At 47.0% G+C, this 23,012-nt stretch carries 17 protein-coding genes; 9 read left to right on the forward strand and 8 right to left on the reverse strand.

All coding sequences use genetic code 11. The features are described 5' to 3' along the window. Positions 1-108 precede the first annotated feature (108 nt). Complete coding sequence (gene zwf / locus KVT36_RS16385; protein WP_217604552.1) at positions 109-1,626, reverse strand: glucose-6-phosphate dehydrogenase; 1,518 nt, start codon at positions 1,624-1,626, stop codon at positions 109-111. 342 nt (positions 1,627-1,968) lie between these two features. Further along, positions 1,969-3,315, reverse strand: a complete 1,347-nt coding sequence (locus KVT36_RS16390; RefSeq protein ID WP_217604553.1) for a DUF3863 domain-containing protein — start codon at positions 3,313-3,315, stop codon at positions 1,969-1,971. Positions 3,316-3,572: 257 nt separating this feature from the next. Here KVT36_RS16390 and KVT36_RS16395 point away from each other — a divergent pair, with 257 nt between their 5' ends. Continuing rightward, entirely contained in the window at positions 3,573-4,334 is a 762-nt protein-coding gene (locus KVT36_RS16395; protein ID WP_217604554.1) for a hypothetical protein, read from the forward strand. 1 nt (position 4,335) lies between these two features. Here the strand turns inward: KVT36_RS16395 and KVT36_RS16400 are convergent, their stop codons facing one another. Beyond that, complete coding sequence (locus KVT36_RS16400; RefSeq protein WP_217604555.1) at positions 4,336-5,103, reverse strand: TIGR03915 family putative DNA repair protein; 768 nt, start codon at positions 5,101-5,103, stop codon at positions 4,336-4,338. Positions 5,104-5,105: 2 nt separating this feature from the next. Further along, a complete protein-coding gene (locus KVT36_RS16405) occupies positions 5,106-6,356 on the reverse strand; it encodes a putative DNA modification/repair radical SAM protein (RefSeq protein WP_217604556.1) in 1,251 nt (416 codons plus the stop codon). A gap of 144 nt (positions 6,357-6,500) precedes the next feature. Between KVT36_RS16405 and KVT36_RS16410 the strand changes: the two genes are divergently transcribed. The 4 genes from KVT36_RS16410 to KVT36_RS16425 all read left to right on the forward strand — a co-directional run bounded on the left by KVT36_RS16410 (position 6,501) and on the right by KVT36_RS16425 (position 11,447). Further along, on the forward strand, positions 6,501-6,917 hold the full coding sequence (locus tag KVT36_RS16410; RefSeq protein ID WP_254640049.1) for a nucleoside deaminase: 417 nt from the start codon (positions 6,501-6,503) through the stop codon (positions 6,915-6,917). A gap of 178 nt (positions 6,918-7,095) precedes the next feature. Continuing rightward, positions 7,096-7,983 carry a type II CAAX endopeptidase family protein gene (locus KVT36_RS16415; RefSeq protein ID WP_217604557.1) on the forward strand — a complete coding sequence of 296 codons (888 nt, stop codon included), beginning with the start codon at positions 7,096-7,098 and terminating at the stop codon, positions 7,981-7,983. A 72-nt stretch (positions 7,984-8,055) separates the two neighbouring features. After that, the gene (locus KVT36_RS16420) at positions 8,056-8,820 is read left to right on the forward strand and encodes an SDR family NAD(P)-dependent oxidoreductase (RefSeq protein ID WP_217604558.1); all 765 of its coding nucleotides are present in this window, start codon (positions 8,056-8,058) and stop codon (positions 8,818-8,820) included. A 203-nt stretch (positions 8,821-9,023) separates the two neighbouring features. Continuing rightward, on the forward strand, positions 9,024-11,447 hold the full coding sequence (locus KVT36_RS16425; protein WP_217604559.1) for a TonB-dependent receptor: 2,424 nt from the start codon (positions 9,024-9,026) through the stop codon (positions 11,445-11,447). A gap of 58 nt (positions 11,448-11,505) precedes the next feature. On the opposite strand, the gene KVT36_RS16430 is transcribed toward KVT36_RS16425, so the two are convergent. From KVT36_RS16430 to KVT36_RS16445, 4 genes are all read right to left on the reverse strand, one after another. Further along, on the reverse strand, positions 11,506-12,177 hold the full coding sequence (locus KVT36_RS16430; RefSeq protein WP_217604560.1) for a suppressor of fused domain protein: 672 nt from the start codon (positions 12,175-12,177) through the stop codon (positions 11,506-11,508). 94 nt (positions 12,178-12,271) lie between these two features. Beyond that, positions 12,272-15,439, reverse strand: coding sequence for a TonB-dependent receptor (locus tag KVT36_RS16435; RefSeq protein WP_254640050.1), 3,168 nt, complete (start codon positions 15,437-15,439; stop codon positions 12,272-12,274). 204 nt (positions 15,440-15,643) lie between these two features. Then, positions 15,644-16,540, reverse strand: a complete 897-nt coding sequence (locus KVT36_RS16440; protein WP_217604562.1) for an SDR family oxidoreductase — start codon at positions 16,538-16,540, stop codon at positions 15,644-15,646. A gap of 184 nt (positions 16,541-16,724) precedes the next feature. Continuing rightward, entirely contained in the window at positions 16,725-18,695 is a 1,971-nt protein-coding gene (locus KVT36_RS16445; RefSeq protein ID WP_217604563.1) for a tetratricopeptide repeat protein, read from the reverse strand. Between the two features lie 190 nt (positions 18,696-18,885). Here KVT36_RS16445 and KVT36_RS16450 point away from each other — a divergent pair, with 190 nt between their 5' ends. From KVT36_RS16450 to KVT36_RS16465, 4 genes are read left to right on the forward strand one after another with little or no spacing between them, the layout of a single operon-like run. Next, positions 18,886-19,449: a dihydrofolate reductase family protein gene (locus KVT36_RS16450; protein ID WP_217604564.1), complete on the forward strand. Its 564-nt coding sequence runs from the start codon at positions 18,886-18,888 to the stop codon at positions 19,447-19,449. Between the two features lie 27 nt (positions 19,450-19,476). After that, positions 19,477-19,833: a YciI family protein gene (locus KVT36_RS16455; protein ID WP_217604565.1), complete on the forward strand. Its 357-nt coding sequence runs from the start codon at positions 19,477-19,479 to the stop codon at positions 19,831-19,833. Positions 19,834-19,872: 39 nt separating this feature from the next. Beyond that, a complete protein-coding gene (locus KVT36_RS16460) occupies positions 19,873-21,099 on the forward strand; it encodes an RNA polymerase sigma factor (protein ID WP_217604566.1) in 1,227 nt (408 codons plus the stop codon). 39 nt (positions 21,100-21,138) lie between these two features. Continuing rightward, entirely contained in the window at positions 21,139-22,962 is a 1,824-nt protein-coding gene (locus KVT36_RS16465) for a DNA/RNA non-specific endonuclease (protein ID WP_217604567.1), read from the forward strand. Positions 22,963-23,012 lie beyond the last annotated feature (50 nt).

The following is a 23,012-nucleotide window of genomic DNA, read 5'->3' on the forward strand; positions in this document are numbered from 1 at the left end:
AGGGCTATACACGCTTAACTGCTAACCTGAACCGTGCCCGGCGGACTATTCAGGGCCGGGGTATAGTGCCGGGGCCGCTGGCCTGCGTGGATTTTTATTCACAGCCCATTAGCAAGGATCGTCCTTACCCATGGTATGAGCAGTCCAGGTGTGGCCCTGGCGTGCAATCAGCGCTTCTGCATTTTCCGGCCCCCAGGTGCCTGCCTGGTAGTTGGGAAAATCCAGTGAATCGTGCGATTCCCAGTTCTCTAAAATGGGTGTGATCACATCCCAGGCAGTAAGCACCTGGTCAGAACGCATGAACAGGGTAGCATCGCCACGTAACGCATCCAGCAGCAGGGTTTCATAAGCCTCCGGCGTTTTCGTAGTAGCGTTATCGTAGTGGAACACCATTTCCACGGGGTTCAGGCTCATTTCCAGGCCCTGCTTTTTTGCGGTAAAGCGCAAACGGATATCCATTTGCGGCTGTATGTTTATGATCAGGCGGTTGGGCGTAAGGTTATCCGCATACTTATCCGGGAAGGTAGAATGCGGTACCGGCTTGAATTGTATGGTAATGGAGGAAGTTCTTTCCTGCATACGCTTGCCGGTGCGTAAATAAAAAGGCACATCCTGCCAGCGCCAGTTATCCAGGTAAAATTTAATAGCGGCGTAGGTTTCCGTATTGGATTCCGGTTTTACGCCGGGTTCTTCCCGGTAGCCCGGCACTTTTTTACCCTGCAGCCAGCCCGGCCCGTATTGCCCGCGCACTGCGTATTTATATACTTCCTCATGTTTAATGGGCCGTATGGCGCGCAGCACATCCACCTTGCGGTTGCGGATCTCCTCTGCTTCAAAAGACACCGGTGGCTCCATGGCCACCACACACAGAAGCTGCAGCAGGGGGTTCTGGCTCATATCACGTAAGGCGCCTGCGCCTTCATAATAGCTGCCGCGCTGCTCCACGCCTACCTGCTCTGCCACGGTGATCTGCACATAATCAATATAACTGCGGTTCCATAAAGGCTCAAACAGCGCGTTGGCAAAACGGAAGGCCAGTATGTTCTGCACCGTTTCCTTGCCCAGGTAATGATCTATACGGTAGATCTGGTTTTCCGGGAACGTGCTGGTGATCATATTATTCAGCGCAGTAGCGGTTTCCCGGTTAGAACCAAATGGTTTTTCTATAATAATACGGTCGGCCTGCGGGTCGGGTGCCAGGCCTACCCGGCCCATGTTAGCGGTAACGGGGCCAATGAAATGCGGTGCCACGGATAAATAAAATAAGCGGTCGGCACGCGTGCCCCTGGTTTGGTCCAGCTGCTGCAGCTGTGATAGCAGCGTGGTGTAAAAAGAAGGATCGTTAATATCCGACTTCAGGTAATGCACCCGTGATTTAAATTCATGCCATTTGGTTTCTTCCGGTGCACCGCTGCGGGAAAACTCCATTAATCCATCCAGTAAATGCTGGTGATACGCAGCATTGTCATAATTTTCCAGTCCTAACCCAATAATGTTAAAGCTTTCCGGCATCCACCCTTCAATAAAAAGGTTGTAAAAGGCGGGGATCAGCTTCCGTTTAGACAGATCGCCCGTGCCACCGAAAATAACAATAACAGAGGGTGTTGATTTTTGTACAGGTTTCATCCAAGCATGCTTTTACGATAATTAATAATTAAGAATAAATAATTAATAATTGTTATGCAGGTACTTCACATAAACGCAGCCCTCTTCATTATTAATTGTTCATTCTTAATTATGAAAGGTACTAATTACCAAAGGAATATTAATGCTTACCATGTGGAAATGCGGTAGCCGGAACTGGTTCCCGGATGCAATAGCTACTTATGCGGGATGTTTTAACCAATTAACAATACACATCAACCTATGCCGGCCAACGAGGGGCGTACGGATGAAGAATGGCTGCACTTGCTGCAAAACGGGGATGAGCGGGCATTAACATGGCTGTACAGGCGCCACTGGGAATCGTTATTCCTGGCTGCCTGCCAGGTATTTGTACCGGGTAGCGATAATAACCCGTTCTTTTGTTGAAAGTGAATCCAGCGGAACCGGTTTATCCTGCGGGCGCGACTGCTTTTGGTTGATGGTACCTAAGAGGCTCCATTTCCTGGTCATTTCTTTTGGTTCAGCAGCAGGTAGATCGTAACGGGTAAAGTCTATTACTTTTACAGGAGTATTCTTCTTCCAGTCTTTTAGTAATGCCAGGCGAAAATCTTTATTCATAAACCACCTTATCTCGTTATTCGCATCCGAACCGCCAATACCAGAGCCCCGTTCTACAAACCGGTAATTGAAATTATTACTTTTATAATGTTTGCGCCATAACAATCCAAACTCACCCTGGGTAATTAATTTGGTATCCGGCCAGCGTTCTCTGATGGCAATTAACCAGTTTTTTAAGGTAACAGGATCATAAGGCAAACTCAGCTCCCAGCAATTGGTAACCCAGCCGAAACCATTGAGGGCAAAGCCACTATCAAAATGAATGGCTGTTGTGTGCATCATCTCCTTCAATCCTGTTTCGTTGCCATATTTGCCAATGGTTTCAATGGGGCCAACGCCCATACGGCTATTAAATCCCTCCTTAAAACCTTCCCTTCTGGCCGCAAGGAAATCAACCGACCAGCCATCTAAATTTACACAATCAATAAAATCGTTTTTGTTTTGCGCAGGTTTACAGAAATGTTCTTTTGAAGGATAAAAAGGATAAACTACAGCTCCGTCACCATCCTGGTTATCAATACTGAACTGGCTCCATATATTCCCCTGGCACACATGGATCCCCTCCGTCTCCGCAAGATATTGTTGATTTTTTGCAGACATAAATCCTGCAACAATACTCAACGGACGATAACCGTTACCAACCATCTTCTCAATAATTTGTAATGCGTCGTGTACATCCTTGTTCACCTGCGCTGTGGTATTATAAGCATTGGCAAAATAAGCGCCGGGTATAAAAGTAACATCGTCGCCATATTTGTAATGGTATGCCACCACCAATTTTCTGATTTCCCGGTAATTCGCAGTGGTATCGTTCAGCGCAAGCCAGCTGAATGACCATGTCATTTTTCCGCCCGGAAAGCCTTCGGCAAATGCGTTTCTAAATGCTATAACTCTTGCCGGTGTATGTAGCGCGCGTTCATCTTCACCGACGTTACGGTTTCTCGAAACCTCTATCTGGTTAACCCGGATAACGGTATTAAAGGTAAGAAAACGGTTACCCATCAAGGTTAATGCCTTATTACCCTGGGCTTCCGCATCCGAAAATAAAAACAGCAGCAGGAACGCCATTGGCAGTATAGTCTTAAAGTTCATATATAGATAGTGTTTAGCAGCTTTATATTCAAATAGACAGGAAGGACCGGTGCATGGGGGTATTTTTTTTAAATTATTTCCTCCTTTGTTCCGCTTGCAGCGGCTGGTGGCCACAAACCCGGCTATGCGCCAGTCCTTTGAGAGAATGGTGCGGGAAAGGGAATATAAGTAACTGATACTGAAATAAAAACATGAAGATTATACATGATAAATAATTTTTTTATCTTTATATCAACACATACTAATTTATCCATTCTATGAAAAAGCTACTCGCCGGCCTGGCACTGTTCTATTGCAATGCCGCCTTTTCTCAAAACATCACTGCCGCTGAAAAAAGGCTGGTGGATGCATTCAAGTCATTAAATCATTGGGTAAGTTTTAAAGATGCCAGCAACAAGGATTCCCTGCAGGAAGCCAACCGTTATTTCCGGGAAAGCCTGCTGGCCGTTACTTCCACTGATCCTGCTTCCTTAACATATGATTTTAAGGCGCTGGAACGGGAAGGATTAAAGATTGCCAGTTCTGAAGATAAAACGTTCCGCATTTACTCCTGGCCTTCCGGCGGCGGTACTGCGCGTTTTGGTAATATTTATCAATACAAGATAGGTAATAAGGTAACGGCTGTGTTAAAAGAGGATGTTGCCGGTGCGCCCGGTTACTGGTACTCTGAAGTGTACCCGAAAAAAGCAGGTGGTAAAAATTATTATATTGGCATCAGCAACGCTACTTACTCTGAACATGATACTTACCAGGGCATCCGCATTTTTGCTACGGACCGCAATGGTTTGAACGATACCCTGTCTATTATTAAAACAGATAAACAGCTGAGCCCTGAGCTGGGTTTTACCTACGATATTAATACCGTGGCAAAAAAACGCGGCAAACCGGTGGACCTGATCGAGTATGATGATGAAACAGGTACACTTACTTTCCCTGATGTGGCGGAAGATGGTACGGTGAAGAATAAAAAGCTGAAGTACCGTTTTGTGGGCCGTTATTTTGTGAATGTGAAAGAGTAGCTTAGCCCGGCAGCTTTTCCGTTAAATACTTCCAGTACCGGCGCGGCATATGCTGAATATGCAATTTCATATTCCTGCGGGCCTGAATGTTGGTGCTGCCAAAATAAGTTCTCCATAAAGATTGGTAAAGGTCTTCCTGCTCATCATGCAAGGTACGCAGGGAGGCCTTGTCATTTAAGGTAGCTGCAAAATCAATGGTTACTTCTGTTACGCTGTGCAGATCGTAATACAATCCATACTTACGCCGGGTATCGTAAATAAGCCAGCGCTGGTCGGCATAGCGGTCTTCAAAATGTTTACGGATCAGGGGCAGCACATTAAAATCCGGTTCAACCGTGGCATAGAACAGCCCATCTTTTGTTTTCAGGAAACGGATAAAGGCTTCCATGCGGTGTTTTTCCCTGCCCATCTTACGCACTACCTGCCGGATCCACAATACATCCGGGTGGCTGTAATCTGTTTCAACGGACTGCGCGGCCTGCAGGGCATATTGGATATAGCGGAACAGCACATTCTCCATGCCTGGCTGTTCTGACAGGAGCACCCGGTAAATGTCTGCAAACGCATCTGCAGATAATTTTGCTTCCAGCTTTTTAATAACGCGTGTGGCTTTGGCAATATCCGTATGCACGGTATGCCGGCCGCCAAACAGGCTCACGTGGGCTGCGCCCTGCTGCTGAATATCCGGATCTTTTATTTTGTATTCGTAGATCTCGAATACCGCGGTAAAAAAGCCTTCAAAGCTGCTGTCGTATACCACGGTTTGCATGGCTAAAACAATTTCAGCTGCGGTGAAAAATTGGGTTTGTATTTGCTGCTGCCTTCATTTAAAATAAATTCTTTGATCTGCATGGGCTGGTAATCTTTCAGCACCGGTGCATCGCTGGTGGTAATAAAATATTTAGCGCGGTTCACGGCAATGCCTATCTTCTGTAAATGATGCATGCCCAGGCGGCTGAATTTACGGGCTTCACAGATCTTGCGGGCAGATTGTAAACCGATGCCCGGGATGCGCATAATAAGCATGTAATCTGCCTTATTAATATCAACCGGGAATAATTGCAGGTTGCGCAAAGCCCAGCTGAGCTTGGGATCTATCTGTGCATCCAGCAGGGGCTCCTGCGGGGATACAATTTCATCTACCCGGAAGTGGTAGAACCGCATCAGCCAGTCGGCCTGGTACAAACGGTTCTCGCGGATAAAGGGCACGGGCGTACCCATGGCAGGCAGGCGGTTATCATTACTTACCGGTACGTAACCGGAATAATACACGCGTTTTAAATGTATTTTCTGATAGAAAAAGTGCGACATGTACAGGATCTGCAGATCTGTTTCCGGCGTGGCGCCAATGACCATTTGCGTGCTTTGCCCGGCAGGGGCCAGGGTAGGGGCTTTTTTGAAAAGCTTTTTTTCTTCCTGGTTCTGGGTCAGCGCTTTGTCAATGTAACGCATGGGCTTCAGCATGTCGTTACGGTTCTTATCCGGCGCTAACAGCCGAAGGCTTTCCTTGGTAGGCATTTCCACGTTCACGCTCAGCCGGTCGGCATACAAGGCGGCTTCCTGCATCAGCTCATCGCTGGCGCCGGGAATGGTTTTCAGGTGAATGTAACCATTGAACTGATGTTCTGTGCGCAGCTTTTTAGCTACCAGCACCAGGCGCTCCATGGTATAATCCGCGTTTTTGAAAATGCCGGAGCTCAGGAACAGGCCTTCAATATAATTACGGCGGTAAAAATTCATGGTAAGGTCCACCACTTCCTGCACGGTAAAAGCGGCCCGTTTAATATCATTACTTTTACGGCTGATGCAATAGGCGCAATCGTAAATACAGAAATTGGTAAGCAGTATTTTCAGGAGGCTTACACATCGCCCGTCCTCTGTGTAGGCATGGCAGATACCGTTGGAGGCATTGCCCAGCCCTTTGTTCTCATTCTTGCGGTCGCTGCCGCTGCTGGCGCAGCTCACATCATACTTGGCCGCATCTGACAATATGGTTAGCTTCTCACTGATCCGCTCGCTCATGGTACACTTATTTAATGGGGATGGCACTCTCAAACATCCCTCTTCAAATATAGTGTAAATGCTAAAAAAATTAGTATTTTATTTATTGTTTTGCTAACCATTTTTTCAACACTCTGCCACAGAAACAATAGCTTTGAACCGGAAATGAATACAGATATGGATGTACACGCTCCCTTTATACAGCGTTGCCTGGAGCTGGCTGCAAGGGCTGCTGCGGAAGGTGAGAGCCCGGTGGGCAGCATTATTGTGAAGGATGGGATGATACTGGGCGAAGCTTATGAAAAAAGCAAACAGCTGAAAGATATAACCCGGCATGCAGAGGTACTGGCTGTGCTGGATGCCCTGCAGCGGCATGGCAGCTGCGCGGGCGCTACCTTATACAGCAACGTAGAGCCCTGCGCGTTATGTGCCTATGTGATCCGCCATCACCGTATAAGCCGGGTAGTGTTTACCCAAACATGCGGGCAGCTGGGCGGTACGGCGCGTTTTGATGTGCTAACGGCTAATGATATTACGGCCTGGGCGCCACCGCCGGAAGTGATCGTGTATCCTGCACCGTAGTTTACTTAAACCAATAACCTACCGGATTTTTATTGCCCCGTGTAGTGGCTTTCAGCTATCTGCCTTCCCGTTTATAGGTGCTCTTTTCAGGGAAATAAAACTACCATCGCAACATATTTCTTATTATTTTAGTAAGTATACCTATACAACAGTACTAAACCATCAACCAAAACTGCTTATGAAAACTACCCCCGGCAAAGCAGCCACGCGGAAAAATATTGCTACCTACCTGGTGCTTACCACTCTTTTTTGTTTGCCCATTTATTATTTGTGCGCCCGTAAGGGCAGCCTTAGCGGAGGATACTCCCCCGCGGGATATGCCTTAATGGTGATGTGGTGCCCCGGGCTGGCGGGCCTGCTTACCTGCCGGCTAAGAGGCATTCCCATTGCTTCCCTGGGCTGGAAATGGGGGCAAACCAAATACCAGCTGTGGTCTTACGCTGTGCCCATTTTATATGCATTGGCTACATACCTGGTGATCTGGATCAGTGGTAAAGGCGGTTTTTACGACCATGAGTTTGTGGCTAAGATAGAACAGGGCTTTGGCCTTACTTTGCCGGATGGCGTAACGATCTTTTTATTTGCACTACTGGCAGGCACCTTTGGCATGGCCCGTTCTTTAAGCTCCGCTTTGGGCGAGGAAATTGGCTGGCGTGGTTTCCTGACGCCGCAGCTGGCAAAGATCAATTCCTATACCGGTACTTCTTTGTGGATGGGATTGATCTGGGCTTTATACCATTACCCCTTACTGTTATTTTCCGATTATAATTCAGGCGGGCCGAAATGGTTAGCCCTGGTATGTTTTACGGTGATGGTAGTATCTTCCTGTTTCATTTTTACCTGGATGCGGTTAAAGTCCGGCAGCCTGTGGACCGGCGCTATTTTGCATGCCAGCCATAATCTTTTTATACAGGTTATTTTTACGCCGCTCACCGTGGATACCGGCAACACCAGCTTTTATATAGATGAATTTGGGATAGGCCTGCCCATTGCCACTGTGATCACCGCGTATATCTTCTGGCGTAAGCGGAAAGAGCTGCCGGCGCCGGAGGAAGCAAATACTTAACTTAACACCATTTTATAAGCGTTGCCGGTACTAATTTTGTCCTGTCAAAATCATTAAAACAAACATTACTATATGACACAGACAAATAAAATAGCGCTGGTAACCGGTGGCAGCCGTGGTTTAGGTAAGGATATGGCCCTGAGCCTGGCACAAAAAGGACATCATGTAATTATTACCTATAACAGCCAGCAGGGCGCTGCACAGGAAGTAATAAAAGCTATTGAGCAGCTGGGCGTAAAAGCCGCTGCCCTGCAGCTGAACACCGGCGATGTAAAAAGCTTTGATAAGTTCCTGAACGATCTTAAAGGTATACTGAAAAACAGCTTTAACACAGACCGGTTCCATTACCTGGTGAACAACGCAGGCACCGGTATTCACCAATCCTTTGCAGATACTACTGAAGCGCAGTTTGATGAGCTGCTGAACATACACTTCAAAGGCGTATTCTTTCTTACACAAAAAGCATTGCCCGTTATAGCAGATGGCGGGGCTATTGTAAATGTATCAACCGGCCTGGCCCGTTTTAGTACACCCGGTTATTCAGCCTATGCAGCTATGAAAGGCGGCATTGAAGTGCTTACCCGTTACCTGGCCAAAGAGCTGGGCGCAAGAGGCATACGCGCTAACATCATTGCACCGGGCGCTATTGAAACGGATTTTGCCGGTGGCACTGTGCGCGACAATGCACAGGTGAATACTGCAATTGCTTCACAAACTGCATTGGGCAGGGTAGGCTTGCCGGAAGATATTGGCAGCGTGGTTGCCTTCCTGTGCAGCGATGATGCCCGTTGGGTAACTGCCCAGCGCCTGGAAGCCTCTGGGGGCATGTTCCTGTAATTACTTTTTTTCTATAAAGGGCCTGGCTGGTTGTAAGACCGGTCAGGCCTTTTTTATACCTGGAACAGGAGCCAAATGAGTAATGGCAGGCTATAATCCTGGTTCATTTTTTCCCTTTCGCGTAAATAATTTTCCGGATCGGACAATAAAAAACCACCCTCCTGAGCCATCTTGCGCCAGCATTTTAAACAAATATTTGGGGTATGGCGCAAGTTTTTAATTATTGGGCAAAGACAGTATTAATAATTGTTTTGTGGAGCATGGGCTTTGCAAGCGTTTTTGCAAATGATAATGACAACGAGAACGGGGGTACCATCAAAGGAACGGTTACCACCGCAGATAATAAGCCTGCAGCAGCAGTATCCGTATTGCTGAAAGGCAGCAAAAAAGCAGCCCGTACAAGTGACGACGGCACTTTTGTATTACGCAATGTATCTCCCGGCACTTATACCGTAGAAGTATCATTGATAGGTTATGAAACGGTTTCCGAAACGGTAACAATAAAACAGAACGAGGCTATCAGCGTACAGCTGCAGTTAAACGTATCGTCAAAAAGCCTTTCAGAAGTGGTGGTAACAGGCGCCTATAGCCGGTTTACCCCAAGTAACAGTGAATATGTGGCCAAGCTGCCGCTTAAAAATATTGAGAATCCGCAGGTATATGCCGTAGTAGGTTCGGAAATGATCAAAGAGCAGGTAATTACCAGCTATGACGATGCGTTGAAGAATGCGCCGGGCCTCAGCAAGTTATGGTCCTCTACCGGCCGTGGCGGCGATGGCGCGGGTTATTACACGCTGCGCGGATTTGCGGTGCAGCCCACACTGGTAAATGGCCTGGCCGGCTTAACCAACAGCGGGCTGGATGTAGCGAATGTGGAAAGGATTGAAGTGATCAAAGGCCCTTCCGGCACCCTGTTTGGCAGCACGCTGGTTTCTTACGGCGGCCTTATTAATACGGTTACTAAAAGACCCTACGATCATTTTGGCGGTACCGTAAGCTTTGTTTCCGGCGGCTATGGCCTGAACCGTTTTACGGCTGATATTAACACCCCGCTGGATAAAGATCAAACCGTATTGCTGCGCGTAACAGGCGCTTATCATGACGAGAACAGCTTCCAGGATGCCGGTTTTAAGAAAAACCGTTTTCTGGCGCCCTCTCTTACTTACAAGGCTTCAGACAAGCTTACCTTTTTGCTGAATGCAGAATTTCTGAGCGCAGAAGGCACTAACCCCACCATGCTTTTCTTTGATCGTAGTGCGCCGCTGAGAGCCAAAAACCTGGCGGAGCTGGGATACAATAACAAGAACTCTTTTACCAGTAACAACCTTTCCATTAAAACGCCTACCACTACCCTGCAGGCACAAATGCAATATAAATTATCGAACCAATGGACCTCGCAAACCATATTGTCCAGGAGCAGCGCCAAATCACAGGGCTACTATTCTTACCTGTATGAAACCTCCAGCTCCATGCCGGGCTTCCCTGATATACCCAGCACCTTTGCACGTTATGTGAGCGACCAGAATTATCGCACTACCACCACTGATATACAGCAGAATTTTATAGGCGATTTTAAGCTGGGCAGCCTGCGCAACCGCGTAGTGATCGGTGTAGATTACCTGAAACAGGATGCGCAGGATAACAGTACCGATTATGCCATGAACGGTCTGGTGGACATGACCGGTTTTGATTCAGGTATTTTATCCAGGCAGCATATGGATTCCCTTTTACAGGGCGCTGCGGTAAGCAACAGCAATCTTTCACAGGAAGTGATCAGCGGTTATATCTCCAATGTAATTAACTTTTTACCACAGCTCTCTGCTATGGCCAGCTTGCGGGTAGATCATTTTAAAACAGGAGGCCTCAGTATTTCTGAAGATGCTAAATACAATCAAACTACCTTATCGCCAAAATTTGGCCTGGTGTACCAGCCGGTGCTGAACATAGTATCCCTTTTTGCCAACTACATGAACGGGTTTACCAATAGCGCGCCCCGCCGGCAGAATGATAATACTATTAAAACCTTTAAGCCGGAACATGCGAATCAATGGGAAGCAGGTATTAAAACTAACCTGGTGGCAGATATATTGACCGCCACGGTGAGCTATTATGATATAAAGGTTTCCAATACCATTATGCAGGACCCTACCCGGGTAGGTTTTTATACACAGGGCGGTAAACAATACAGCCGCGGTATAGATGCCGACATTGTGGCCAGCCCCGTAAGCGGGTTGAATATTGTGGCTGGTTACAGCTATAACAACAGCAAGGTGACTGCATCAGATGCCAAAGATTACCTGAACCGCCGCCCGGAAGGCGCCGGTCCCAAGCATATTGCCAATGCCTGGATCAGCTATAAATGCCCGGATGGTTACCTGCAGGGCTTTGGAGCAGGCTTTGGGGGCACCTATGCGGGTGAGAATATGATCCTGAACCGTGAGGTGACCGGTGTTTTTACCCTGCCTTCCTATACGGTATTAAATGCGGCATTATTTTATGACACCAAAAAATTCAATATCGCTTTTAAGCTGGATAACCTGACCAATAAGGAATATTACAAAGGCTGGTCAACCCTTGAGCCGCAAATGCCCCGGCGTTTTTCTGCCAGCGGCACTTTTAAATTCTGATCTGTTAACCCATATAATATCAGGGGGTAAGTGCGCATAGCATTACCCCCTGACTCATTTATATAACGGACTTTCTTTTTAAGGTAGAAAGGGTAGCATGGCCCTGCTGTTGTATCAGCTCCGCCAGTTTTACACGGCCTTCTTCCCCGTTGGCGATCACATAATCCAGCTCTGCCAGGGTCAGTAATTTTACATTCACCAGCTTAACAGATTCCAGTGAAAGCTGTACACTCCCGGGGATCTTTTCATCCGGCAGGCCCAGTAAAACGCCTACCCTTCCTTCTGCATTTTTATATTCAGCCGGTACATCCACATCATACAATTCTGTGGAAAGAAAAGGCATTTCTTCAAATAAGTTAATGATGCTGCCATTCTGGGCTACCAGCTGTGCCGCCTGGTATAAAAGCTGGAACTCCCAGGTGGTTTGTACGCCGCCTGTAATAGGTTCTGCAGCCACATACACCTCCAGCCCAAAACCATTATAGGGTGCATTGGCGGGATTGGTCTCCGAATCATCATAGGGATCGCTTAACCCATCACTGGCTATAATAGTACGTTCCGGGGTGCGGATGGTGGCAAAGGCCTGCCGGAGCGAGGGCCAGGCCGGGCCGCCCATGAAGCTGGGATTTATCATATGAGCTATTACATCGGGATCCAGTTTACCCACACTATTCCATAAGTCATTGCGTAACTCGCAGGAGGTATCAAAATGTTGCTGGTAAGTACTCATGTGTATTTTTTTGTATGTGTAAGATAGGGTTTATTTCAAAAAAAAGAGGCTGTTTACAAACAGCCTCCTTTAAGTGTATGTTAAATAGGATTGGTTAAAACCCGTAACGGATACCCAGCTGGATCTGCCAGGGATTACCGCCCGGCGAGATGACGCCGGAGTTTACATTCACATTGTATTTATAAGTGGAAGTAGCTTTGTCAAAACCACCCAGGGAGTAAATGTTCTGCTTACCCAGCAGCTTGGATACGCCCCAGTCTTTATTCAGCATGTTGGCTACGTTAAAGAAATCGCCGGAGATCTCCAGGCTTTGTGATTTATACAGCTTAAACTTCTTGGCTATCTTCAGATCCCATACACCGTAAAAGCCGTTTACCCCACCGTTACGTTCCGCTATTTTGCCACTGCTTTTGCTGATGTATTCTTTAAAACGTTCATTTGCCAGCGGGTTATTCAGGATCGTGTTGATGCCGGTGCGGATCTTTTCCGCCACATTAGGATCATTCCTGTCAAACACGTAAGCCAGGTCATTGGAGTTCACAAAATCGCCGTTTACGTTACCGCCTACGGCCAGGGAATAACGTGTACCGCCTATACCGGAATAACGTATGCCTACATTCACGCCCCAGAAGCTGGGCAGGGTGCCGTACACCACTATCTTATTGCGGAACTGCACATCGGAATAGGTCATTCTGCTCAGATCGCGCGGATCATCCTTTACCATCAGCGCCAGGGTAGCGGTATTGGCCACATCGCCGTTATAGGAAGTATTATCCTTGGTGTCGTTCCAGGTATAGCTGGCGCTTACTTCACCATCCCTGAAATAACGGAAGGTACCATCTACCACAAAAGCAAACTGGTTCACCTTACCGGCGCTGTTCAGCTCCAGCACACGGCCTACATTGCTGCTTTTACGGCCCTGCATCCAGTCTGTAGCGCCATTGCTCGCTGTAATGGAGCCGGCCGGCACATATACGCCACGGTTGGCTTCATTGGCCAGGCGGAAGTAAGGCTGGTCAACCATGTTCCGGTCTACATACATGTAGTTATTACGTGCAATGGTGGTAAAGAAGGTGACGCCCATTTTAAAGCGGTCGGTAAAGAAGTGGTTATAGGAAATATTGGCCTTGTACACTACGGGTATACGGGCATCTTTACCATTCATGTTAATGGTGCCCTGGCGGGGCAGGTTCTGCTGGTCAAACATTTCCTTGCCCGGTGCAGCTGCAGGATTTTTGCGGTACTCTGCAAAGTCGGGCCGGGGCACAGCAGCGCCCTGCACATCAATGGTCAATACTTTGGTGCCATCAAACAGCATGTTGTTGATCATTGCATAGTTGTTGATGTCGGAGCCAAAGATGGCTGCGCCAAAGCGCAGGTAATCCCTGTGCTGTTCATTCACATCCCAGTTGAACTGGATACGCGGCTGCAGCTGGAATGTTTTCAGTGAGTTATCGGTACGCAGGCCCAGCTCATTATATACCGTCTGGTTAAAGTTGGGATGGTTCAGGTAAGTGGTATAGTCTGCACGCAGGCCGGCTATCATTTCAAAACCTTTGAACAGGTTTGTCTGGATCTGTGCGTACAGCGCGGCATTAATAATGTTCTGGTTCACGGCCGGATCATCTGCCAGGGCTACTTCCCGCGCATAACGGTAAGGTGTTTGGGCTTCAAAGGCATTGAGGCCGGTGAAATAAAAACGGCCGTTCATTTCACTGCCATATAAAGAGTTCATATGGCTGTACTGTATGTCGGTGCCAAATGTATAGTTAGCCTTGTTGGTGCTGAAGTACACGTTATCCACCACCTGCACTACGTGGTTGTAAAAATGCTCCGGTGAGTAACGTTGTCCGCCCAGCTGTATATCGGTGTATACAGAATCGCTGCCAATGAGCGATCCCACCCGTTGTACAATGGCGCGGGGTATATTCTGTTTGGGCAGTTGGCTGCCGGGTGAGCTTTCTTCAAAAGTGTACAGGTGCTGCACTTTCAGCTCATTGGTTAAGCGCGGGTTCAATACGGTGCGCAGGGTAGCCAGTATGCTGTTGTTCACCGCCTTGGCATTGGCGTATACTTCATACAGGTTAATGGCGGTATTATCATCCCGTCCTAAAGGTGCACGGTCATTCACATAATTATCACGGATGGTAAGCAGGTTTTTTTCATTCAGCTGCCAGTCTATACGCGCAAAAATGGCATCAGTGCCTCTCTTTTTATCAAAGGATCCGAACTGCGGTGCAGCGGATACGCCGTAGCTGCTGCGGGCAATGTCCAGGTAACGGTCCAGGGATGATTGTGTAACGTTAAGCCGTTTTTCATCGGCCGGTGTTTTAATATCTGCCAGCTGCAGGGGGCGCGCATCTTTCTGGTGATCCCATGCTACAAAGAAATGCGCTTTGTCTTTAATGATAGGGCCTCCTAATGAGAAACCGTATTGGTAAGTGGAAAAATCGTTCTGGCGTTTATTGCCGCGGGTATCATAAGGGCTGGATAGCCAATCCGTTCTTCCAAATATAAATGCGCTGCCGGAAAAGGTATTGGTACCTGCTTTGGTAACGGTGCTGATGGTGCCGCCGCCGCTGCGGCCATACGTAACATCATACTGGTTGGTTACTACCTTGAACTCGCGGATGGCTTCCATGGAAAGTGCGTAAGGGCCGCCAATACGGCTGTTGGTGCCGCTGCTGGAAGTTGGGTTCTTGGCGGTGGTGCCATCAATAGTAATGTTGGTGGAGGAGCCTAATTGCCCGGCCAGGTTGCTGCCGCTGCTTAAAGGTGACAGATCAATGAGCGATGTAAAGTTACGGCCGTTCACCGGCAGGCGGTTAATGTCTTTAGCAGTAACGGTGGTGGCTGCACCAAAATTCTCTGTTTTGTTTTTTAAGCCGCCGGCCGTTACTGTTACTTCATTAATATTCACCGTGGAACTTTTCAGGTCAATATTAATGCGCACCAGGTCGCCCTGGTTCAGCGTATAGCCGGTACGTTTCTGTTCTCCGTAACCCATGGAGGTCACCGTAATAGTGTACGGGCCGCCCAAAGGCAGCTCTTTCAGGATAAACTCTCCTTTGGCATTGGTAACGGTGCGGGTGTTGAAGCCGGTAGATTCATTCCGTATCAGGATGGAAGCACCGGGAATGGCCTGTTTCGCATCATCAGTAATGATTCCGGTAAATGAGGCTTGCGTGGTTTGTGCAAATGCATGGTGCCGCACAATGCTGCATAATAACAGCAAGAATAAAGTCGCTAATATAGGTTTCATGGGCGCGAAAATAAAATAGTGAATATAGGCTTGCAATAATGCAATGAATCATAACGTAAAATTCATATTTCCCTGCGCTGATGTTACTGTAATAAGTATGTGCGAATAAGTTACAACGTTTTGTACAGATATAAAAACAGATAACCTGCCGGTTCCTGATGAGGATGGCAGGTTATGCGTTGCTGGTATAACTGGTATGGCTGTTTAAATAGTAGGCATACCACCGGTTACCTGTACTGTTGCGCCCGACATGTAGCTGCCTTCCTGGCTGGCCAGCAGCACAAATGCAGGGGCAACCTCTGCCGGTTGACCAGCCCTGCCCAGCGGCGTGTTCTTCCCAAATTCCTTTACATGATCTGCCGGGAAGCTACCGGGAATTAAAGGCGTCCAGATAGGGCCGGGTGCCACGCAATTTACGCGGATGCCTTTTTCGCCCCACAGCTGCGCCAGGGTAGAAGTAAAGTTTTGAATGGCTGCTTTGGTAGCCGTGTAAGGCACTAAGGTAGGCCGGGGCGTGTAGGCGTTAACGGAAGTAGTATTAATAACGGCACTGCCGGGTTTTAAATACGGCTCTGCTGCTTTACACAAATAAAACATGGCATGGATATTTGTTTTAAATGTGTAATCCCATTCTTCGCTGGGTATTTCCTGTAAGGATTTATACTCCATCTGGTAAGCGGCATTGTTAACCAGTATGTCTATGCCGCCCAGCTCCTGCACTGCTTTTTCAATCAGCTGTTTGCAGTGTTCTTCCTGGCTGATGTCGCCGGGTACCAGCACAGCTTTGCGGCCTACATCTTCTACCCACTTTGCGGTTTCGCGGGCATCTTCATCTTCTTTCAGATAAGAGATCAGTACATCGGCGCCTTCCCGTGCAAAGGCTATTGCAACCGCTTTACCAATGCCGGAGTCGCCCCCGGTAATAATAGCTTTACGTCCTTCCAGGCGGCCGCTTCCTTTGTAAGTGGTTTCACCGTGGTCCGGTTTAGGATCCATTTGCTGTTCGGTGCCAGGCATGGCCTGTTCCTGTGCAGGGAATGATTTGGGATATTGTTGCGTAGGATCCTGTGTTCCGGGTCTTTCAACAGTTTTCGTTGCCATGATTGAATGATTTTATGATGAGCAATGTTTTTCTATAAGAGCGGGCTATTATCATGCCAGTGGCGGATGTTAGAGGGAATGTGTATGTTACACTTCAGGCTGCTCTACAAAGAGGGGAGGGATTTTATGCACAATGTAAATTAATTGAACCCGGGCAGGCAGCAGTTTGTTCGTATTATGGGGGTTATTGTATAATAGCCAGGAGCTGTTTGTTTTTAAGTAACCAGTCAAAGCCGGGATCCTGGCGAACGTATTGTTTCAGTGTTGGGTTCTTTTCAATGGCTTTGGAAAGGTATTTTAATGCATCTGTTTTATTGTGCATGCAGCCGGACATGCTGGCGAGGTTATAATACGCCGACCCGTTACCGGCATCTGCTCTCAGGCTATGTTTAAAGCAGTCAAAGGCTTGCTCGTATTTGCCATGCATCTCATATGCCATGCCAAGCTCATTCCACAAATTGCTATCATTGGGAAAGAATTTTAACAAGGACTGAAAGTGCTCCGCCGCTTTATTATAGTTCGTTATATTTTTATAGAAAAAAGCAGCTGAAAGCAGCACTAATACGTTATTAGGATTAATAGCCAGTGCAGCTTCCATGTTTTTTTGCGCCTTTGCATAATTTCTTTCCTGGTAGTACATAAGCCCCAGTGAGTGCAATGCATTTACATAAACAGGATTGATCTGTAGCGCTCTTTCCAGGTAAACCTGTGCCTTTTTATAATCCTTCATTTTTCTGCATACATCTCCTAAATGGTACCAGGCTTCTGCATAAGTTGAGTCAACCCGGGTAGCATGTTCTAAATGTGTTTTAGCGGCAACAGTATCTTTTAAGCGAAGACATACATCTGCCAGTAATACCCAGATATCCGCATGGGCGGCGTGTATACGTAAGGATTTTTCAAAACAATCCCTCGCTTTCGCATAGATCTTCATATCCCTGTAAACATTGCCCAGTATGGCTAAATTCGTTTCGGTATCCGGTGTTAATTTTTGCAGGATCCGGTTATAATATTGATTACCGGTTGAAGTATCCTTTAAGATGTAATGCAAGCGTCCCATATTTAGTAATGCTTCCACATCATCCGGGCAATACGCCAGCGCTTTTTCAAAGTATGGTTTTGCTTCAACGTATTTATCCTGTCTTGTTAAAGCAACACCCAGGTGTATGGCTGCTTCTATATTACCGGGGTTGATCTTTAATACCTTTTCACAGTATATCCCGGCATTGATGTTGTCGTTTATAAAAAAATAACAGGCGCTTAGCAAGAACAGGATCTGTTCATTTTTATCAAAATCTTTGATCTGCCGGAACTTCTGAATGGCAGCAGAAAAATTCCGCTGTTTTATATCAGCTACGCCAGCTACCCAGCTTATGATATAGTCCATAGGGGCGGCACTGGTCCCTTCACGAAGATCTTTCAACCCTTCCATATCATGCATTTTATAGTTTGTTTGTGCCGGTATTCTTACCAGGTGCCAGTCTTTAAAGTTGGTGATGTAGTTGAAACATATTTTATCTGAAGTACCCCCTTCACATTCCTTATAGGAGTAGGCGCCATACAGGATCTGGTCGGCATGGTGGTGCCGCATGATCGAATCCGCCATTTGATGGGTAAAGTTACGGTAGTCGATGGAATCCGTCAGGTAATAGGCATCAATGTTTTCACCCTGGCTGCTGATATTGTCAAAACGTGATTTAATTACTGTTGCGATCTCACTTTTTTTCCCTTGATACTCGCATTGTTTTCCCCATGGTAAGATCAATACTTTGAATCTTTTATTGGTCAGGCTAAAAACCGGTTCCATACGCTTACGGGCGGCTAAAACATCGTCAGATGGATTGAATTCTTTATACAAAGCCATGGGCCATATCAGCAAAAATGCGCCTGCAAAAAAAAGTAGTAGCGGGTTGCCGAACTTTACGATCTTAAAAAGCCTCCCGGAAGGGCCGGCCCAGCTTATTTTACGATATTTAAACAGGATGAATATAATAATACCCGTTATTAATACGGGGATGGTAATATATATCGCCAGTTTTAGCGTAATGTGATTGTAGGCATCTGCTATTGAACACAGCCACCCTGTAACAGTAAGTGCGCCGGTGGCCATACATGTAAGAACGAACAAAAGTTGTTGCGGGGGCGTTTTTTTCATAACTGGATTATAGTAGGATCAGTGAAAGAGGTATTTATAAACTAATGCCTAATGACAATCTTAATGGCACAGAACAATGAGGTACTATCTATTATACGTTGTTTCAAGCGAATTGTACTATTTTCCCCAACCCTGTCCTATTTCCCTTTTCTCATTTGTTATACCCTTATAACATCAAAAACAAAATAACATGAGAAAGCTAACCGTATTCAACTTTATGACCCTTAACGGCTACTACAAAGGCCCTGATGGTGATATCAGCTGGCATAAGCAGGCAACAGGCGCAGAAGAAAATGAATATGCCAAAGAAGGCGCACAATCCGGATCTGCGCTGCTTTTCGGGCGGGTAACCTATGAAATGATGGCCGGCTACTGGCCTACGCCCGCCGCCCTGCAGCAGCACCCCGGAGTAGCGGAGGGCATGAACCGTTCGGAGAAGATCGTTTTTTCCAGGACGCTGAAAAGCGCAGACTGGAACAATACCACCCTGGTAAAAGAGGACCTGGTTACTGCGGTAAAACAGCTGAAACAACAACCCGGCGGCCCTATGACCATACTGGGCAGTGGCAGCATTGTAACCCAGCTGGCAGACCATGGGTTAATTGATGAATACCAGTTTATGCTGGATCCCCTGGCGCTGGGCAACGGCACGCCCATTTTTAGCGGCCTGCAGCAGCAGCTGAACCTGCAATTAAAGGATTCAAGGGTATTTAAAAGCGGCATCGTATTGCTTTGCTATCAACCGGCTAAATAGTATATTAACTAATAAAACCAAAGCAATATGGAAGAGTTTATCGTAATAATGCGCCTGGATATTTTAACCAAAGAAGCGCAGCCTTCCCCGGAACAAATGCAGGTGTATATGCAGCGGTATCATGATTGGGTGGGCGGCATTGCGGCACAGGATAAATTTGTTGGCGGCACAGGATTATCTAAAGAAGGCAAGGTGTTAAAGTTCAATGATGTGATGACCGATGGCCCTTATGCAGAGACCAAGGAATCCATTGCCGGCTTCATCACTATCCGGGCGAAAGACCTGGAAGAGGCCGTGAGCCTGGCTAAAGGCTGCCCTATCTTAAAAGGGGAGGGCAACACCGTAGAGGTTAGACAGATCGTAACCGGACATAATAAAGTCTGAGTAATTTTCCCCCGTATATGTTACGGGGGAAATTCCATTATGCAGCACACAACACTCATACCGCATTTATTCAGAACGGAGTACCGTAAAATAGTATCCGTGTTATGCCGGCATTTTGGCCTGCAGCAAATGGAAATTGCGGAAGACATAACCAGCGATACTTTTCTTACTGCTGCTGAAACCTGGCCGCTGAAAGGTATTCCGCAGCAGCCTGCGGCCTGGTTATACCATGTGGCTAAGAATAAAACAAAGAACTATTTACAGCGGGGCCTATTGTTTGCCACTAAAATTTCACCGGATATAAAAAATAATTCCGCTGAAGGTTACGAGGAAGAAATTGACCTTTCCCCGCAAAACGTGAACGACAGCCAGCTGCAGATGATGTTTGCTGTATGCCACCCTGCTATTTCAAGGGAGGCGCAGATCGGGCTGTCACTACGTATTCTTTGCGGGTTTGGCATAGAAGAAATAGCCGATGCATTTTTAACCAGCAAGGAAACCGTTAATAAACGTTTATTCCGCGCCAAAGAAAAGCTGAAAGAGGAGAAGATCAATATTGAGCTGCCGCCGCCAGCTGCAATGAATGAGCGCCTGGAAGCCGTGCTTATCATCATTTATTTATTATTTAACGAGGGCTATTATTCCGTTAGCCAGAATAAAACCCTGCGCAAAGATCTTTGCCTGGAAGCGATGCGCCTTTGTACCATGCTGGTGGAAAATGAAAGCACTAACAAACCGGCTGTAAATGCGCTGCTGGCGCCCATGTGTTTTCATGCCTCCCGCTTTGATGCACGTATCAGTGAGCATGGTGAGCATATTTTATACGAAGAGCAAGATGCTAAGCTCTGGAATGCAGACCTGATCAGCAAAGGGGGTTATTTCTTAAACCGGGCTGCCAGCGGTAATGAACTTTCAAAATACCACCTGGAAGCCGGTATTGCTTACTGGAACACCCAAAAGGAGGATACCAAAGAGAAATGGGCGAATATTTTATACTTCTATAACCGCCTGTTGCAAATAGCCTACTCGCCCATTGCAGCGCTGAACAGAACATATGCGCTGGCAAAAGTGAATGGGAAGCAGGCGGGGATTGCTGCTGCGGAGCAGCTGGAGCTAACCAGCAATCATTTTTATTTTGCGCTGCTGGGTGAGCTGTATACAGGAGTTGATGCGGCAAAGGCAAAGGAATATTATGAAAAGGCATTAGTGCTGGCAAAAACAGAAGCAGATAAGACAGCCATCAGGAAGAAACTGGATCATTTATAATCCTATTTTTTACGTATCTTAATGAAAATCACCGTGCCCATGAAAGAGTCCCGGAAATTCCCTCAACCGGATCAGCAGTCTCCCCGTTCCATACAGGGCAATGCTGCAAAAAAAGGCGCAGCATTACCCGCTGTTACGCCAATGCAGTTCGCCGGATTTGGCGCACATGTTGCACCCGCTGAACAAACAGCCGTTTCCGTAATAACCGCCACTACAGGGCTTAATGGAGGTGATGTAAAATTACCTTTTAACAAAGGTATAGGCAGCGCTACGGAAAAGGCCACACAGATAAGCGCGGAAATTGATAATACCACTGTTTCAAGCGCCAAGCGTGAGGATGACAAGAACCAGCTGAGCAAAATTACAGGGATGGCACGTGATGAGGCTTTTATACTATTAGGGGTGGATCCGCAAAAATTTTATGATGCAGGGCACCTGGTAGGCGACCAGCTGCTCAAAAAACTGGGCGCCAAATATTCATTCGTGCCCAAAAATCTGGCCCCTCAAACATCCGCTTTTAACTCACCCGCTTATGCCAATATTATGGAGGAACCCATTAAAGCAGCAGCAGAAGCAGGGAAAACAATTGATATGCAGGTGGCGCTTGAATATCCCAAACCTTATACAGTACCCGTATCTACTATACTGAACAGGGGCATCATTGAGGACGAGAAATATACGGTAGACGAAATTGCGGGAACAGCAACAATAGGGAGCAAAGTGCTGAATCTTAATGATCAGTTAACCTTTCCTCGCCGTATTCCTAAAAAATGGGCGCTAACGGCGAATGTAAAAAGCGGAACAGATACCTTACCAGCTTTTACCCAGAATAAAACCGACAAATCTGTGAGGCGCCTGGTAGATGGCCCTGAGCTGGACAAAAAGAACCTGTCCCTGAAGATCCCTTATAAGTATAGTGTGGAAGGTATTGACATGAGCAATTTAAGGGTGGTAGTGGATCCTACCCCAGTAACCATCTCCTTTGCGGAAGTAAGGTCCCGCATCCTGAAGGCCCGTCAATGGAAGCCGCCTGTGGAAGATAAGCTCAATAAGCACGAGCTGTCTGGTGCGCTGAACTATTTCTTCCCGAATGTAGAAGACCAGGAGCTGGGTGAGTTCTTCGGGATAGTGAAAAGAGAAGATTTTGCTACACTCCGGTATATAACCAGGGGCATGGTGCTCTCTATGGCAGAGATAGCGGGTACGGATATATCTTTTGATGAGCTGAGCTTATTTGGCCAGCGCTTATTTATAGAAATGAATAAGGCGGAGGAGAGTTATGCCAAACAGGACGACGCACAACTAAGGATCCACCTGCATAATGCACGCGCCGCACTGGACGATTTCCGGGAAACTACCGCAGCACTGGTGGAAGCATCAGACAAAATAAAAGATCATATAAGTATTAAACTGAAGCAGGTTTCAGCTGCCAGCCAGCAGCTTAACATCGGGACACTTTCAGTAATGGCAAAATGCTCGCACTCATTCAGCAAAACAAGCCTCACTAAACAAATGCAGCTTAACGGGTATATCATGAATGCAACCAACGCCATGTGGGCCAACAACCTAACCACTGTGCTGGAAAACCTGGTGCAGGCAGATAAATTATTACAGGAATGTTTTACAGACCTGGAACAGGAACGGCAGCGGATAGAAGCGGAAGAAAGAGAAAAACAGGCGCCAACCCCGATGTTAATGCTAACAGATACACCGTTTAATCCGTTCATGGGCCTGCCGCAAACATCGCTAACCCTGGATCAGGAAACTCCTAACCTGGAGGGGGATGGGCCGCCTCTTAAAAAAAGAAAGCTGAATGAAAAAAAGGATGGCGATCTTAATGATCCCGGTAACCAAACTTCATAATCACTTAACATAAAACCTCATGCTCCTTATCTAACTTCACACTTTAAAAG

It is taken from the genome of Chitinophaga sp. GbtcB8 (assembly GCF_019091455.1).
Lineage (GTDB): Bacteria > Bacteroidota > Bacteroidia > Chitinophagales > Chitinophagaceae > Chitinophaga.

Bases quoted from the DNA above. Each gene is read 5' to 3' on its own strand.
- zwf (WP_217604552.1), bottom strand. From the start codon at position 1,626: ATGAAACCTGTACAAAAATCAACACCCTCTGTTATTGTTATTTTCGGT.
- KVT36_RS16390 (WP_217604553.1), bottom strand. From the start codon at position 3,315: ATGAACTTTAAGACTATACTGCCAATGGCGTTCCTGCTGCTGTTTTTA.
- KVT36_RS16395 (WP_217604554.1), top strand. From the start codon at position 3,573: ATGAAAAAGCTACTCGCCGGCCTGGCACTGTTCTATTGCAATGCCGCC.
- KVT36_RS16400 (WP_217604555.1), bottom strand. From the start codon at position 5,103: ATGCAAACCGTGGTATACGACAGCAGCTTTGAAGGCTTTTTTACCGCG.
- KVT36_RS16405 (WP_217604556.1), bottom strand. From the start codon at position 6,356: ATGAGCGAGCGGATCAGTGAGAAGCTAACCATATTGTCAGATGCGGCC.
- KVT36_RS16410 (WP_254640049.1), top strand. From the start codon at position 6,501: ATGAATACAGATATGGATGTACACGCTCCCTTTATACAGCGTTGCCTG.
- KVT36_RS16415 (WP_217604557.1), top strand. From the start codon at position 7,096: ATGAAAACTACCCCCGGCAAAGCAGCCACGCGGAAAAATATTGCTACC.
- KVT36_RS16420 (WP_217604558.1), top strand. From the start codon at position 8,056: ATGACACAGACAAATAAAATAGCGCTGGTAACCGGTGGCAGCCGTGGT.
- KVT36_RS16425 (WP_217604559.1), top strand. From the start codon at position 9,024: ATGGCGCAAGTTTTTAATTATTGGGCAAAGACAGTATTAATAATTGTT.
- KVT36_RS16430 (WP_217604560.1), bottom strand. From the start codon at position 12,177: ATGAGTACTTACCAGCAACATTTTGATACCTCCTGCGAGTTACGCAAT.
- KVT36_RS16435 (WP_254640050.1), bottom strand. From the start codon at position 15,439: ATGAAACCTATATTAGCGACTTTATTCTTGCTGTTATTATGCAGCATT.
- KVT36_RS16440 (WP_217604562.1), bottom strand. From the start codon at position 16,540: ATGGCAACGAAAACTGTTGAAAGACCCGGAACACAGGATCCTACGCAA.
- KVT36_RS16445 (WP_217604563.1), bottom strand. From the start codon at position 18,695: ATGAAAAAAACGCCCCCGCAACAACTTTTGTTCGTTCTTACATGTATG.
- KVT36_RS16450 (WP_217604564.1), top strand. From the start codon at position 18,886: ATGAGAAAGCTAACCGTATTCAACTTTATGACCCTTAACGGCTACTAC.
- KVT36_RS16455 (WP_217604565.1), top strand. From the start codon at position 19,477: ATGGAAGAGTTTATCGTAATAATGCGCCTGGATATTTTAACCAAAGAA.
- KVT36_RS16460 (WP_217604566.1), top strand. From the start codon at position 19,873: ATGCAGCACACAACACTCATACCGCATTTATTCAGAACGGAGTACCGT.
- KVT36_RS16465 (WP_217604567.1), top strand. From the start codon at position 21,139: ATGAAAGAGTCCCGGAAATTCCCTCAACCGGATCAGCAGTCTCCCCGT.